13 protein-coding genes and 1 pseudogene are annotated in these 13518 nt (G+C 49.5%); 6 read left to right on the forward strand and 8 right to left on the reverse strand.

The window, feature by feature from the left end:
* Positions 1–234 precede the first annotated feature (234 nt).
* The 3 genes and pseudogenes from B5M13_RS05370 (at position 235) to B5M13_RS05380 (ending at position 2418) form a co-directional block, all read left to right on the forward strand.
* Positions 235–1626 (forward strand): sigma-54-dependent transcriptional regulator, encoded by a 1392-nt coding sequence (locus tag B5M13_RS05370; protein ID WP_080054705.1) that lies wholly within the window; start codon positions 235–237, stop codon positions 1624–1626.
* 125 nt (positions 1627–1751) lie between these two features.
* Positions 1752–2089 (forward strand): annotated as a pseudogene (locus B5M13_RS34605) (element excision factor XisH family protein).
* Entirely contained in the window at positions 2077–2418 is a 342-nt protein-coding gene (locus tag B5M13_RS05380; RefSeq protein ID WP_080054706.1) for a XisI protein, read from the forward strand. Before B5M13_RS34605 ends, B5M13_RS05380 begins: the two are co-directional and overlap by 13 nt.
* On the opposite strand, the gene B5M13_RS05385 is transcribed toward B5M13_RS05380, so the two are convergent.
* Positions 2415–3167 carry a lysophospholipid acyltransferase family protein gene (locus tag B5M13_RS05385; protein WP_080054707.1) on the reverse strand — a complete coding sequence of 251 codons (753 nt, stop codon included), beginning with the start codon at positions 3165–3167 and terminating at the stop codon, positions 2415–2417. The genes B5M13_RS05380 and B5M13_RS05385 overlap by 4 nt on opposite strands.
* Before the next feature lie 152 nt (positions 3168–3319).
* Here B5M13_RS05385 and B5M13_RS05390 point away from each other — a divergent pair, with 152 nt between their 5' ends.
* The 3 genes from B5M13_RS05390 to B5M13_RS05400 all read left to right on the forward strand — a co-directional run bounded on the left by B5M13_RS05390 (position 3320) and on the right by B5M13_RS05400 (position 7145).
* Positions 3320–4300, forward strand: a complete 981-nt coding sequence (locus tag B5M13_RS05390) for an acyl-ACP desaturase (protein WP_245859787.1) — start codon at positions 3320–3322, stop codon at positions 4298–4300.
* A gap of 3 nt (positions 4301–4303) precedes the next feature.
* A complete protein-coding gene (locus B5M13_RS05395) occupies positions 4304–5656 on the forward strand; it encodes a sensor histidine kinase (RefSeq protein WP_080054709.1) in 1353 nt (450 codons plus the stop codon).
* Between the two features lie 115 nt (positions 5657–5771).
* Positions 5772–7145, forward strand: a complete 1374-nt coding sequence (locus tag B5M13_RS05400; protein WP_080054710.1) for a neutral/alkaline non-lysosomal ceramidase N-terminal domain-containing protein — start codon at positions 5772–5774, stop codon at positions 7143–7145.
* 516 nt (positions 7146–7661) lie between these two features.
* Here the strand turns inward: B5M13_RS05400 and B5M13_RS05405 are convergent.
* From B5M13_RS05405 to B5M13_RS05435, 7 genes are all read right to left on the reverse strand, one after another.
* On the reverse strand, positions 7662–9281 hold the full coding sequence (locus B5M13_RS05405; protein ID WP_080054711.1) for an amidase: 1620 nt from the start codon (positions 9279–9281) through the stop codon (positions 7662–7664).
* A 164-nt stretch (positions 9282–9445) separates the two neighbouring features.
* Positions 9446–9850 carry a PIN domain-containing protein gene (locus B5M13_RS05410; protein WP_080054712.1) on the reverse strand — a complete coding sequence of 135 codons (405 nt, stop codon included), beginning with the start codon at positions 9848–9850 and terminating at the stop codon, positions 9446–9448.
* The gene (locus B5M13_RS05415) at positions 9840–10037 is read right to left on the reverse strand and encodes a hypothetical protein (protein WP_080054713.1); all 198 of its coding nucleotides are present in this window, start codon (positions 10035–10037) and stop codon (positions 9840–9842) included. Before B5M13_RS05415 ends, B5M13_RS05410 begins: the two co-directional genes overlap by 11 nt.
* Positions 10038–10421: 384 nt before the next feature.
* Positions 10422–10874, reverse strand: a complete 453-nt coding sequence (locus tag B5M13_RS05420) for a pPIWI_RE_Z domain-containing protein (protein ID WP_080054714.1) — start codon at positions 10872–10874, stop codon at positions 10422–10424.
* 110 nt (positions 10875–10984) lie between these two features.
* Positions 10985–11233: a hypothetical protein gene (locus B5M13_RS05425; RefSeq protein ID WP_080054715.1), complete on the reverse strand. Its 249-nt coding sequence runs from the start codon at positions 11231–11233 to the stop codon at positions 10985–10987.
* Position 11234: 1 nt separating this feature from the next.
* Complete coding sequence (locus tag B5M13_RS05430; RefSeq protein WP_245859790.1) at positions 11235–12593, reverse strand: ADP-ribose polymerase; 1359 nt, start codon at positions 12591–12593, stop codon at positions 11235–11237.
* A gap of 158 nt (positions 12594–12751) precedes the next feature.
* Positions 12752–13147, reverse strand: a complete 396-nt coding sequence (locus B5M13_RS05435) for a pPIWI_RE_Z domain-containing protein (RefSeq protein WP_080054716.1) — start codon at positions 13145–13147, stop codon at positions 12752–12754.
* Between the last annotated feature and the right edge of the window lie 371 nt (positions 13148–13518).

Here is a 13518-nt window from a genome sequence, read left to right on the forward strand (position 1 = left end):
CACTTTGGGTCATTGACACGTATAGAATGAGGGTAAATGAAAGCGGCTGGCAATCTTTATGACAACGAAATTAATCCGGTGCCATGTGACCGCCTAATGACAATGAATGACCATTTAATGACCACAAACAACCATTCATGACAAATTGCTGGTCAAAGTACGGAAGAAATACGAAATTCGCCCCTGAATCTGAACCGGTGTGCAACAAATCGGCTAATCCATTATCTTTAGTATATGCAAGATGCCAAACTCCTACTGGTCGACGATGACCCCGATGTGCTGCTGGCAGCACGGTTGCTGCTCAAACGTCATGTTGCTTCGGTAGACATCGAGAAAAACCCTGAAAAACTACCTTTCCTGCTCAATAACAACCGGTATGATGCCATTGTCCTGGATATGAATTTCCAGCGCGATGTTAGTAGTGGTCGGGAAGGGTTTGCCTGGCTTGAGCGTATTCTGGACATTAATCCCAAAGCACGGGTGGTGTTATTTACCGCCTATGGCGATGTGGAAATGGCTGTTCGGGCCATCAAAGCGGGGGCCGTTGACTTTGTGCTCAAGCCCTGGCAAAACGATAAGTTCCTGGATACGATCCGTAATGCTGTTGAAGGTGGTCGGGTAGATGGGGATGAATTGACTTCGTCGAACGGTAAAAAAGAGAAAAACGGGAAAGAGGTATCCGATAAAAAATCAGCCAAACAAACCAATATTATCGGTTCGGCCATGCGCCCCATTCTTGAGACTGTCGAACAGGTTGCCCCGACTGACGCTAACGTGCTGATTTTGGGGGAGAATGGTACGGGTAAAGATTTGGTGGCTCGTGCTATTCATGAGCATTCGGATCGCAGCGATAAACCTTTTGTTAGTGTCGACGTGGGAGCATTGACCGAAAGCTTATTCGAGAGTGAGTTATTTGGCCATGTAAAAGGAGCCTTTACCGATGCCCGCGATGACCGGGCCGGCCGGTTTGAAGAAGCCAACGGCGGCACTATTTTTCTGGACGAAATCGGTAACTTAAGCCCTGCTCAACAAGCCCGGTTACTGACCGTATTGCAGCAGCGCCAGGTAACTCGCGTTGGCTCGAATAAGGCCCGCCCCATTGATGTCCGGTTAATTTGTGCGACCAATGCCGACCTGAATGAGCGCGTAGCCGAGCGGCAGTTTCGTCAGGACTTGCTGTATCGGATCAATACCATCGAATTGCATTTGCCACCCCTCCGCGAACGCCCAACTGATATAGGCCCACTGGCTGAATTTTTCCTGAAGAAATACGCCAGGCAATACAATCGGTCGGTGTCGGGCCTGAGTCCGGCGCTATTAGCCGAAATGAAGCAATACCGCTGGCCGGGTAATGTTCGGGAGTTGCAGCATGCCGTTGAACGGGCTGTCATTCTGGCTCGCCCTGAACTAGCGCAGGGAACCCTGTTGGAGCCCACCAATTTTGTCTTCAAAAATGGATCGACAGCCGCATCGCCCGTAAGCGAAACCCTTCAACTGGAAGACATGGAACGGCAATTGATTCAGCAGGCCATGCAAAAGCACCGGGGCAGCATTACCGATGTTGCGCGGGAGTTGGGCTTATCCCGACAGGCCTTGTATCGACGGCTGGAGAAGTTTGGACTTTAGGCCCTCGTTAGGTCTATATTTGTGCCAACGATACCGGTATGGCTAAAGATATATATCATCAGATTGTACGAACAGCTCTTGAATAGAATGGGTGGGTAATTACCCACGACCCTTATCCAATTCGGGTGCTTGGTTTTGATCTGGATGTCGATTTAGGAGCTGAACGAATTTTAGCAGCTGAGCGAGAAACAGAAGGCAAGCTGGAAAAAGTTGCGATTGAAATAAAAAGCTTTCTAAGCCCATCGTTCATGCGCGATTTCCATCAGGCCGTTGGGCAATATACCAATACAATATTTTACTTCGTAGACAGGAAGAGGAACGAACGTTGTATTTAGCGGTTCCAAAAGCTGTGTTCGACCGCCGGTTTGAGCAGCCTGGAGTACGCTTTATTATAGAACAAACGAACCTGCATTTAATGGTTTTCGACGACGAAACATTGACTATAGAGGTATGGAAAAGATAGAAACGTATCGTCAGTATGTATTAGATATTTATAATGATTATGCCCAAATAAAACCTGTTAATTTGCAGGATGTTGATAATCAGTTAATTGTTGATACAGAGCGAAATCATTATCAATTAGTGAGTATAGGTTGGGATAGAAAGCTGTTTAGTTATACCGTTATTTTTCATCTGGATATTAAAGCCGATGGAAAGATATGGATTCAGGTTAATAATACAGACCGTGATATTGCTGAAGAATTGGAAGAAAGAGGAGTTCCTAAATCGGATATTGTTATTGGTTTCCAACCCCCTCAGTACCGTCAATATACTGGCTATGCAGTAGCCTAACTCGCAACGGCTAATCCCAACGCTTTACCAATGGCTTCCTGAGATAGCCGGACTACTTCGTCCGGGGCTTTTCCGGCGGGTTCAATACCTGGTAATACAGTCCATGACATACGGGTAAATGAGGTGAGCGGGAATAAGCCTTTCGGATTGAATCGGCCTGTTCCCTGAATGGCAATGGGAACCACAAGCGCATTGGGCGCGCGTTTGAGGAGCGTAATGACACCTCCAGGCATAAACGGCTTCATCTCGCCAATCGGTGACTTCGACCGGGTGCCTTCGGGGAAAATAACTGCCGAACGATTTGTTTGCTGAATCAGCTTCCCCAGCCGTGCGATTTCGGAAAGGGCTTGTTTGGCATCTTTGCGGTCGATGAGGGCGGCTCCACTTTTGCGAAGATTATAGGAAACACCAGGCGTACCTTTCGAGAGTTCGATTTTTGATACGAAAATGGGCGTGTGCCGACGCAGAAACCAGATGATTGGTGAAATGTCGAACATGCTCTGGTGATTGGCCACGAAAATAATCGGACGATCGGTGGGAAGGTTCGGCTGGTCGTGATAGTGGATGCTGCTGCCGGTCAGATACCAGCCATAGGCAATAGCGGCATTCATCCAGTCGACCACTTTTTTATGGGCTTGCTTGCCAAACACATTAAAGGCAATAACCTGTAAAACGTGGAAAATACACAGCACTAACCCGAAGTACAGTAGGTAGAGGCAACTTAGCAGATAATCCAATACTTTTTTCATAGAGATCAGGACGAACCAATTCGCGCCCTAAAATTAACGATGAACTGATTTTTGTCAGGTAAAAAAACGTCTATCAGACAGATTCAATCGGTTATATTGCCGAACTTTACCCAGTCGTTAGGACAAATCATTCATTTTTTTGTTTATAGTTCATGAGCTTATCAGGCACACGCATAGAGGTGATGCGTTACGTAGGAGAAACCATCGATGCCTCCATCGACCAGTTTTTGAAACCAATAGAAAAGTATTGGCAACCAGCCGATCTGTTGCCTGATACCACCAATGAGTCGTTTCTGGACGAAGTTAAAATGCTGCGCGAAAGCTGCCGGGAACTGTCGTACGATTACATTGCCGTTCTGGTAGGCGATACCATTACCGAAGAAGCCCTCCCTACCTACGAATCGTGGCTGATGGACATGGAAGGGATTGATCAGGGTAACCCGGCCAGTAGCTGGACCCGCTGGATTCGGAGCTGGACGGCCGAAGAAAACCGTCACGGCGATTTGCTTAATAAATTCCTGTACCTGTCGGGTCGGGTGAACATGCACGCGATGGAAGTATCGACGCAGTACCTGATTTCCGACGGATTCGATATTGGCACCAGTCGCGACCCATACCGGAATTTCGTTTACACCTCCTTTCAGGAATTAGCCACCAATATATCGCACCGCCGGACGGCAACGCTGGCCAAGCAGGCTGGGTGCAATCAGCTGTCGAAAATTTGTGGCGTCATTGCGTCCGACGAAATGCGCCATCATAAAGCCTACAAGGAATTTGTAAGTAATATTTTTGAGGTCGATCCTTCCGAAATGATGCTGGCCCTGGAGGATATGATGCGCAAAAAAATTGTGATGCCTGCTCATTTTCTGCGGGAAACCGGCGTAAAATTGGGTGAAACATTCGCTCATTTTTCGGATGCCGCTCAACGTCTGGGCGTGTACACCACAATGGATTATATCGAGATTGCCGAGTTACTGTTACAGGACTGGAAAATCGACTCAATTAATGGTCTTAACGACAAGGCCCAGCGTGCCCGCGATTACCTGATGGCACTTCCTGCCCGACTGCGCCGGGTGGCCGACCGGACGAAAATCCCTGCCCTGGAATATCCGTTTAGCTGGATTGCTGCGTAGCCTATGAATCGGTTCGCGATTGGTATAGCCTGGCGTATGATGGGCGTTGTGGTCCTGACCAGCACGATCACCTACTTCTGGATTCAGGATGCCAATGGGTTGGTTATTTTTTTCTTGGCAATTGTAGGAATCGTCCTGACAGTTAATCTGTACCGCTTCGTAACCAGTCTGAACCGAAAACTGACCCGCTTTCTGGAATCGGTTCGCTATTCTGATTTTGCGGTTGCGTTCCGGGCCGATAGCAATCTGGGACCTTCCTTTTATGAATTGAACGACCAGTTTAATGAGGTGCTGGATGCGTTCCGGCAGGCCCGGGCCGAAAAGGAAGCGAACCTTCATTACGTCAATACCATCGTGCAGCACGTTAGTGTTGGTCTGCTGACTTTCGATGCCTCTGGTCAGGTTGAACTGGTCAATCAGACCGCCCTGCGATTGCTGGGTATTTACCGACTTCGTACCCTAAATGATCTCAATCCGACGCATCCCGAACTGGCTCAGTTGCTCAAAACTACAACAGCCTCGCCCGTACCGACATCCCACCAGTTAGGTGCCGATGGCGAACTATCGGTACGTTGCACCGCCGTTCGACTGCGTGGGCGATTAGTGACCGTCGTGTCGATGCAGAACATCCGTACAGAATTGCAGCAGCGCGAACTCGATGCCTGGCAAAACCTGACGAAAGTTCTGCGGCACGAAATCATGAATTCCATCACGCCAATCGTGTCGCTGGCGGGTACCATGCGCGACATTGTCGAGGCCGATCTGATTCCCCTGGCGACCGAACAGCCGGGTGTTATTCCAAATTATGTGAATGAATCCGTAACGGATCTGCACGACGCCCTGATGACGATTCAGCAACGAGGGGCTGGGATCATGCAGTTTGTGGATGCCTACCGAAACTTTACGACGATTCCCCAGCCGATTTTTGCAGAAGTCTCTGTCGAGCCGCTGCTGCGGAACGTAGTACAACTGGTGCAGCCTTACGCGCCTAAATGCCTGATCACCACATCGGTAGGCTCGCCCAACCTGGCTATACGTGCTGATGTATCGCAGATGGAGCAGGTTTTGCTCAACCTGATCAAAAATGCCATCGAAAGTATGGATGGGATGGACAATCCGCATGTTGAACTGGAGGCCGTTTCGGAGGGACCACATGTTGTGATTCGTGTGACCGACAACGGGCCGGGTATTGAGCCCGAAGCGCTGGAGCAGATTTTTATCCCCTTCTACACCACCAAGAAAACCGGTTCGGGTATAGGTCTGAGCTTATCTCGCCAGATCATGCAGCTCCACGGGGGCAAACTCACCGCCGAATCTACCCCCGGCCAGGGCAGCACCTTCAGCCTGACGTTCTGAAAAAGTTATCATAAATAGTCAGAAAAAGCAAACTAGATGGTAATTAGCTAGCTATGCGCCTGACGTTTATGGTTAATTTAAAGCCTGTTTCTACTCAGCATAAACGACTGAACCCATGATAAAAGGATATATACTAAAGATAAGCCTGTTGGGAATTGCTCTAATCGGTGTTATAAACCTGGTGTTGGCCCAGGCTACTTCACCAGCCTCGCTTTCGGTTGGAGCGGCTAAGGTAGACATAACTCCCGCTCTGAGTGAGTTGAAAAAACCGTATTTCGGTATTAACGACAACATCTACTCCAGGGCTGTTGTCATTAACAATGGTAGCAATACGGTGGCCCTCGTTTCGGTGGATATTGGCGGTATTAACGACGAAATGGCCGACCGGATTCTGGCGAAAATTAAAGCCCTGTCGGGAATTCCTACCCAAAACATTCAGCTCACGGCTACGCATACGCACAGTGTACCGTTCGGGATTAGTGGAGAGGCTTTTGAATCCAAGATTGCTAGCGCTGTCAAACTGGCGAAAGATAAATTGCAACCTGCCCGTGTAGGCTATGGCGAAGGGGTATCGTACCTCAACGTGAACCGCAATATCATCGACCCCGAAACCCGCCGGTGGTGGGAAGGCCCGAATTACGATGGCCCATCCGACAAAACCGTGGCCGTGGTTACCTTCGAATCGCTGGCGGGTAAACCCATTGCCATTTATTACAACTACGCCATGCACGGAGTGATTTCCGGGATGTTCGATAAGGTGAGCGGGGATGTTCCGGGAGCCGCGTCACGGTATTTGGAAAATAATTTCGACGATGAAGCCGTAGCGCTCTGGTCGACTGGGGCCTGTGGTGATCAGAACCCGATCTATTTCCAGCAGACCTACGATTTGCGCGATATTCGCATTAAAGAGTACGCCAAACGAGGTATCGACATCAGCAATAAAATGCCACCCGGTGGCGAAGGGCTGGACCGGAGCGACCCCAAAGTGATCAAACTGATGGAGCAGCAAAAGCAGATGTTGCTATCGATGGGGCAACTGCTGGGCGAGGAGGTGCTGCACACCATGCGGGGTATCAAGCGAAAAATAAGCAACCCCAGCGTGCAAACCGATCAGCGCATCATCAAATGCCCCGGACGCAAGCGGCTGGACGAAGGACGGGCAGGGTATGCAGGTGTGTATGAGGATGCCGATTCGATACCCATTCGGCTTGGGCTGATCCGGGTGGGCGACATTGCTTTTACGGCCGTCAACGGCGAAGTATTCAGTCCCATCTGGACCCGCCTGAAAAAAGAATCACCCGTTGCCAACACCATGATGGTGACGCTGACCAATGGTTTTGCCCGGTCGGGCTATATCCCCAACGATGCGGCTTTTGGTACCTACACCTTCGAAGTCGTATCGTCGCGGCTCAAGCCCGGTTTTGCCGAAAGTGCTATTGTCAATGGCCTGCTCGACATGCTATACGCCAGCCTTCAACTAAAGCCGTGATAGATTGAAGCCTTTGCTCAAGTAGAAGTAATCGCCCAGCGTCCGTTGCCTTTAGATGGGCGGTTGGTGAAGGGCCTATAATTGATTATGTTAACGCTTCGGCTGTTTTTTCGGAATAACTGTCCAACTGCTCTTCTTCAACGATTTTAACAAAAGGCTGATCGGCTAAAAGTTGAATGGCATGATCGTAAGGTCTATACAGTTGACGATTTTTGGGCTGAGCCACCAACACATCAAAGCGGGCGTTATGCTGTTCGGCGTAAGGACGTAAGACCGTGAACTGGCCTACATTAAGCGTGGCTTCTCTTGGTCGTTCTCCAAACCATACTTTGCTATTTCCTTAATGTAATCGTGCTGCTGCATGATCTTATTAAATTGCGCAAATTAACGGAGAATATCCAGTGCTTTTACAAAACTATGGATCAAATAGTAAGGCATTTTTGGATAATATTATCCTAAATCTAAAAGCAAACCCCATCTAGCATTTTAATGGAACAAATTACACTAAGTTAAAAATTACCCTCTTGGAACCAATGAATCCACAAACGTCGGCCGCTCACGTTTTTTAGAGGCCTGCTCATAGGCATAAGCCATTGCCAACAATGGCCCCTCCTGATAAGCTCCGGCGATGAGGGAGAAGCCTACGGGGAGGCCGTGAATAGTGCCCATCGGAACGGTTAGGTGGGGGTAACCGGCCATGGCGGCTGGCGGGCAGAAATAAAAACCGGTGTCGTAGTCGCCGTTGATGAGGTCGATGCAGCCTGCAAAGCCGATGCTAGTGCCGCCAATGGCATCTAGTTTATGCGTCGCCATCAACTTGTCGATGCGCTGGCGCCAGCTGCGGGTTTTAGTCAGGGCTTCGGTGTATTCCTTGCTGGTCAGGTCACCTTTGGCTTCACTGCTTTCGAGCGTTTCCTGCTTAAAGAACGGCATGGCTTTGGCCTCGTTCTGCCGGTTAAACGCAATGACGTCGGCCAGTGATTTAACCCCTGCATTGGCTTTCGACAGGTAGCGGTTTAAGCCGTCTTTAAACTCGTATTGCAGTACGGTAAATTCGGCCCCGCCCATCTCCCGGAGCTCCTTCATTAACTCAATTTCTACGACCGTAGCGCCCTGTTTTTTGAGCGTCTCAATCGCTTCTTTGTACAGATTCACGACACCTTCATGTCCGGTTAGAAACGATTTTTCGATGCCAATTCGTTTGCCTGTCAACGCGTTGGCTTTCAGAAATTGGGTGTAATCGGTTACGCTCTTGCCCCGGCTTTCGAGGGTTACGGCATCGGCTGGATCGACACCGACCAAGGCACCTAACAAAATAGCGGCATCGGTTACGGTTCGGGTCATGGGCCCTGCGGTATCCTGTGTGTGCGAAATGGGAATAATGCCACTGCGACTGACCAGTCCTACGGTTGGTTTGAGGCCGACCAGCCCACAATGGGACGAAGGGGCAATGATCGAACCATCGGTTTCGGTACCAACGGCCACCGCACACAGATTGGCCGAAGTCGCCGAGCCAGACCCTGAACTCGAACCACTCGGATTCCGGTCCAGCACATACGGATTGCGGGTTTGCCCACCCCGGCTGCTCCAGCCACTACACGAACGGCTCGACCGGAAGTTGGCCCATTCGCTCAGGTTGGTTTTACCCAGAATAACGGCTCCCGCTTTGCGCAGTTGAGCAACGACAAACGCGTCCTGAGCGGCTTTGTGGCCTTCCAGCGCTAACGAGCCTGCGGTTGTCATCATCATCTGATCGCCGGTATCGATGTTATCTTTAACCAGTACCGGAATGCCGTGCATGGGGCCGCGCAGTTTTCCGGCTTTTCGCTCCCCGTCCAAGGCTTTGGCCATTGTCAGGGCATCGGGATTTGTTTCAATAACGGCATTCAGTCGTGGGCCTTTTTTGTCGATGGCGTCGATGCGATCCAGATAAAGCTGGGTAAGAGACTCAGAAGTATACTCGCCCGCCTGCATTTTCTGTTGCAGATCGTGAATCGTCAGCTCGTTGAGGGCAAAATTATCGGTAAATGGGGTTGATTTGTCATCTGTTTTTGCCGTTTCCGAAGACGAGCAGGCGGCAAGGGTGGTTGAAACCGAAACCACTGAACTGGCTTTGATAAAGCTCCGACGATTCATATACCAGGCGTAAAAAGTGAGGGCTGACACAAGCCTACAAGTTAACGTATTTTATCACTTCGATTCTGAAAACTGGATAAAACGAACCATTCGGTTTTGAGAAAACGCCGTGTCGGTTAGTTGTAACCAACACGGCTATATACCGGAAACAGTGGAAATTTGGATTAGAAAGGGCTGCGAATAGTTAATGATTTTGCAATGGCCTGATTGGTCTGCAAATCTTCTGAGTACAAAATAGAGCAACTTGACTCTATAGCTGCTGCGATAATAAGCGAATCATAAAATGAGTACCCGTACCGATTGGCAATTTTAACCACTTCACTAATGGTTGTTTTGGAATTTTGATGAACGATAAACTCTCCTGTTATTTCGTCTAATACAGCATTGATTTCTGACCAGCCCTTCTGAAATTTACGGCGTAGCGTATTGGCTACTTCTTGTAATACCTGCGTCGATATCGTACGCCCGATCGGGTTTACCGCCTGTTGAGCTTTAACTTTCTTGTCAATCTCAGTAACCGTATAACAGTAAATCAGAACGTTGGTATCGACAAAATACTTATCGTTCATTCGCTTCTTCGCGGTTAAACGTGAACCCTGACGTATTTAGTTGGGTGGCATTAAACGTAGGCATCGTTTCTAACCGATTGGCGTTCTCGCCCTGGTCAGCTCGTTGGATACGTACAAATTCAAATCGCTTCAGCAATTCGGCCAGAAATTTCCATTCCGAATCTTTTACCTCCAATACTACTCGCATGATAAATCATATATCGTATAGGCATACAAATTACAATAATTTCTCACGACTACGCCAGATTTCCTTTCTTAGTGGTGTACACATGCTTTCATCTGGTATAGTGAGGCCAGTTCTCCGTTGTTTGTGATTCTGAAAATCGGATAATACGAACCGTTCGGTTTTGAGAACCCGTCCCGTGTCGGTTAGTGGTAATCGACACCACTGTAGCTGGCGGGTTTGGTCTTTGAATGGTTAAGAACCAACAAGAAAACATAACGATGGTACGACCCCAACGGGGTCGTACCATCGTTATGTTTTCTTGTTGCGTGTCGGAATCCCTAAAAACAAAGATCGAGTGGCATCAAAGACACCACTCGATTCTGGTTGGGTAATCGATTCAACTTATCAAGCCAGCGCCTTCGAGAACAACCCTACGCGTTCGCGGAGAAGGTAGCCGCTGAGATCGGTGCGGAGATTGCCGTTCAGATTGAAAATCCGTAAGTCGGCAGGGAGATTTTCGTATTTGTCTAAGGCTTTCAGCCAGGCGTTGCGGTCCAGATACGGAGCCAGCAGGATACGGGCTTGGTTCAGAGCCCGATGCTGCCGGGGCGACCAGATGGGCCGCTGCCGGTACACAAACCCCTGGCCATTGAGCAAGTCCGATAACGACTGAGGGGGAGCCATCGGAACCAGTTCGGCCAGCAGGTATAAACCTAATTCAACGTTCAACAAGCGGTTGGCCACCATTCCTGGCAGGGCATGCCGAAACCGAAGGCGAGTCGCCAGTGGCTCCTGCCAGCGTAGTAAGCTGGCAAGGGCCGGGCGGGTTGCGGAAGCGGTGGTGAGGAGCGTGTTCATTGGTCTGTTGTTGTTTACTGTTCTTGAATCAAATTTCACACACTCAGAACGTAATCTTTTTACGTTGTTCTGAAAAGTTTTAAAAATTTTTCGCTCCTTCCGCTCCCTATCTATTGCAACGACGGTCGATACGTCGGGAAGTTGTAAATACGGTGCTTGCCATTGCTTTGAATAGACCAGTTTTCCCATAAACCGATGACCAGCATCCACTGCGAAATGTCGGCCTGACGGGCTTCGTAGCCCCGCTCACGCAGGAAGTTTTTAACATCGAGGGTGGTGGTGCTGCCTTCGGCCAGAATGAGTGCTGTAGCGGCAAATCGAATGGCCAGCGGTTCGAGTTTTTTGCGTTTGGTTTTCATCTTACGACTTGATTCTGACGAGGTAGCGAACCGTACACTGCGCCTGGTTGTAAACAATGAATTCGTTCTTCTGGAGGCTGATGCCCTGTTTGGCAAATACCGAATTGTAGCTCGGATCGATTCGTTTCAGGGCGTTGGCATCCAGCGACATATGCTGTGATTCGTGCTTCGTAATTTCCAGTTGATTGCCCACGTGGACTTCGTAAATAGCCAGATACGCTTCGCGTTGCCGCCCGTTGGCCCACACGGACCCATGAAGCGAAGTGTAGTTGAGCGATTTGCTGAACTGGTCGGCGAAGTAGATGCCATAACCAAACATTTTGCCCGTGATGACGGCGTTGGCTGGCCGCAGTACCAACCCCGTTTTCAGAATCGACAGCCAGTTTTCGCTTCGACTGCCGTGCCAGAGCGCCACTGTTTTACGGTTGGGCTGTTGCCCGACATAGGTATCGAAAGCCGCATCGGTCACGGCATGGCGTACACTGAAAGCGGCATCGAACTTAGCGGCATCCGACCCCATCATGCGTCGGATATGCATCAGAATCGTTTCATCGCTGACGGGTTCGACGGTCAGGTTCATCGACTCCAGCAGGTTCGGTTGTACTTCTTCCGGGCTGGTTGGTTCCGGTGCTAGCTCAACCTGTGCACGCATAACGTCCAGCGTTGATTGTTCCTCCGCAAGCTGATCGTGCAGGGGTTGTAACTCGCTGGTCGACTGGGGCGTTTCGCTGACCAGATGATTCCCTACGTGGGTCATTCGGCGTGGAATCACTTTGAACAGGTCGAGGAGTTTGGCGTTATAGACCTCCGTATCCATGCCCGGTTTCAACAGGCCAGCCAGATCGTCGAGCAGTTGCTGGGCGGCTTCGACCTGCCTGCGCGTTACCTGTTGAGCCGTTACGACGTAGTTCTGATAAATCGACTGGTTGGCTAGATCCAGCAGACGGCTCATCAGCGTCCGAACGGCCAGGTTCGGAATGGTGCTGGCATCAGTTGCCAGGCTTTTCTGGGCGTAGAGATGAGTCTGATCTACATATCCTTTCGCCACTTTCTCGCGGAATTTTTTGTCCCAATGCGCCATCGGGTAACTAACCGTAGTCCGTATGCCACCCACCCGACCATAATGCACAGTGAACGTACCATCATCGTTCTCACACATTTCGTAGTATTTGTTATTATTTCCGGCCGTAACCATAATTAACTGCACGGTCCGGGTAACCGGAGCAGTGGCGTCGATGGGGTCAGGCGTTGTTGTGTCGGCAGATGGTACTGGTGTGGTTGGATGAAAAGGGATGGTCTTGCCGGATAGGCTTGAGCTAGAAGGACCCCATACCCGTTGTAGCAACTGGTTCAGCATCATGATCGTGTTAGATAGTGGTCATTAGTAGTCGTTACTCGTCATTGGCTGTACGTCACTCCTGGCCATTAGATGGTCATATACTCGTTGGTGGAAACCAATTGCACCTCAGCAATCAATGACAACGAATGACTACCTAATGGTCAGGAATAACATCCATATTACGCCAGCATCTTGCGTAATACGCCCAGTCGATTGCGGGAAAAGCCAACGGTTTTCTCGGAGAAATGGCTGCAGTCGCGGCTGAGATCATAGGCTAACCGATGCCCTGGGGAGGCTGCGTAGGCCTGAAGCAGGGTTTGCCAGTGGATGTAGTTGGTAAAGTGCGCGAGGAGCAGTCGGCCTCGATTGAGGTATTTTTGCTGACGGGGTGTCAGGGTTGAACGAAGTTCGTCGTCGGGTTGGAGTAGATCGGGCAGGGCGGTTGGGGGCGCTGTCGGATTTACCTGCTGCAATAAAAACAGGCCGAGTTCGAGATCAACTAATTGCCGGGTCGAGAGCGACGGGCGGGCGGTATAAACCGGAGTTTCTGTGCGCGGACGTGAGGTATGAGTCATGATTGTCTAAGTAAATGTCCGATTCAAAAATATACCCCCAAAAACGTAATCTATTTACGGTCTGCTTTTTTGTTGAAAAAAAATGTCAGTAGCTTCGCGGCATAAAAAAATGTCATTTCCTTCGTGTCATTCATGGTCATTGAATCTGTTTTAACTTTCCCTGATCAATTCATAATGAGTTTTTTTGTCATCCGACGCAGGAGGGATCTTCGGATCTGAGTATTATTAGACTTACCCGAAGATCCCTCCTGCGTCGGGATGACAAAAAAACTATTGGCTCAAACGGTTAAATAGATTCATTAGGGATTATGGCTTACAACAATGTATGACTATTAATGACAATCGAATGACGCATAGCAAATGACCTCTAC

The sequence above is a fragment of the Spirosoma aerolatum genome (assembly GCF_002056795.1).
Lineage (GTDB): Bacteria > Bacteroidota > Bacteroidia > Cytophagales > Spirosomataceae > Spirosoma > Spirosoma aerolatum.

Excerpts from the sequence above, each read along its gene's own strand:
- B5M13_RS05370 (WP_080054705.1), top strand. The coding sequence starts at position 235 with ATGCAAGATGCCAAACTCCTACTGGTCGACGATGACCCCGATGTGCTG.
- B5M13_RS05380 (WP_080054706.1), top strand. The coding sequence starts at position 2,077 with ATGGAAAAGATAGAAACGTATCGTCAGTATGTATTAGATATTTATAAT.
- B5M13_RS05385 (WP_080054707.1), bottom strand. The coding sequence starts at position 3,167 with ATGAAAAAAGTATTGGATTATCTGCTAAGTTGCCTCTACCTACTGTAC.
- B5M13_RS05390 (WP_245859787.1), top strand. The coding sequence starts at position 3,320 with ATGAGCTTATCAGGCACACGCATAGAGGTGATGCGTTACGTAGGAGAA.
- B5M13_RS05395 (WP_080054709.1), top strand. The coding sequence starts at position 4,304 with ATGAATCGGTTCGCGATTGGTATAGCCTGGCGTATGATGGGCGTTGTG.
- B5M13_RS05400 (WP_080054710.1), top strand. The coding sequence starts at position 5,772 with ATGATAAAAGGATATATACTAAAGATAAGCCTGTTGGGAATTGCTCTA.
- B5M13_RS05405 (WP_080054711.1), bottom strand. The coding sequence starts at position 9,281 with ATGAATCGTCGGAGCTTTATCAAAGCCAGTTCAGTGGTTTCGGTTTCA.
- B5M13_RS05410 (WP_080054712.1), bottom strand. The coding sequence starts at position 9,850 with ATGAACGATAAGTATTTTGTCGATACCAACGTTCTGATTTACTGTTAT.
- B5M13_RS05415 (WP_080054713.1), bottom strand. The coding sequence starts at position 10,037 with ATGCGAGTAGTATTGGAGGTAAAAGATTCGGAATGGAAATTTCTGGCC.
- B5M13_RS05420 (WP_080054714.1), bottom strand. The coding sequence starts at position 10,874 with ATGAACACGCTCCTCACCACCGCTTCCGCAACCCGCCCGGCCCTTGCC.
- B5M13_RS05425 (WP_080054715.1), bottom strand. The coding sequence starts at position 11,233 with ATGAAAACCAAACGCAAAAAACTCGAACCGCTGGCCATTCGATTTGCC.
- B5M13_RS05430 (WP_245859790.1), bottom strand. The coding sequence starts at position 12,593 with ATGATGCTGAACCAGTTGCTACAACGGGTATGGGGTCCTTCTAGCTCA.
- B5M13_RS05435 (WP_080054716.1), bottom strand. The coding sequence starts at position 13,147 with ATGACTCATACCTCACGTCCGCGCACAGAAACTCCGGTTTATACCGCC.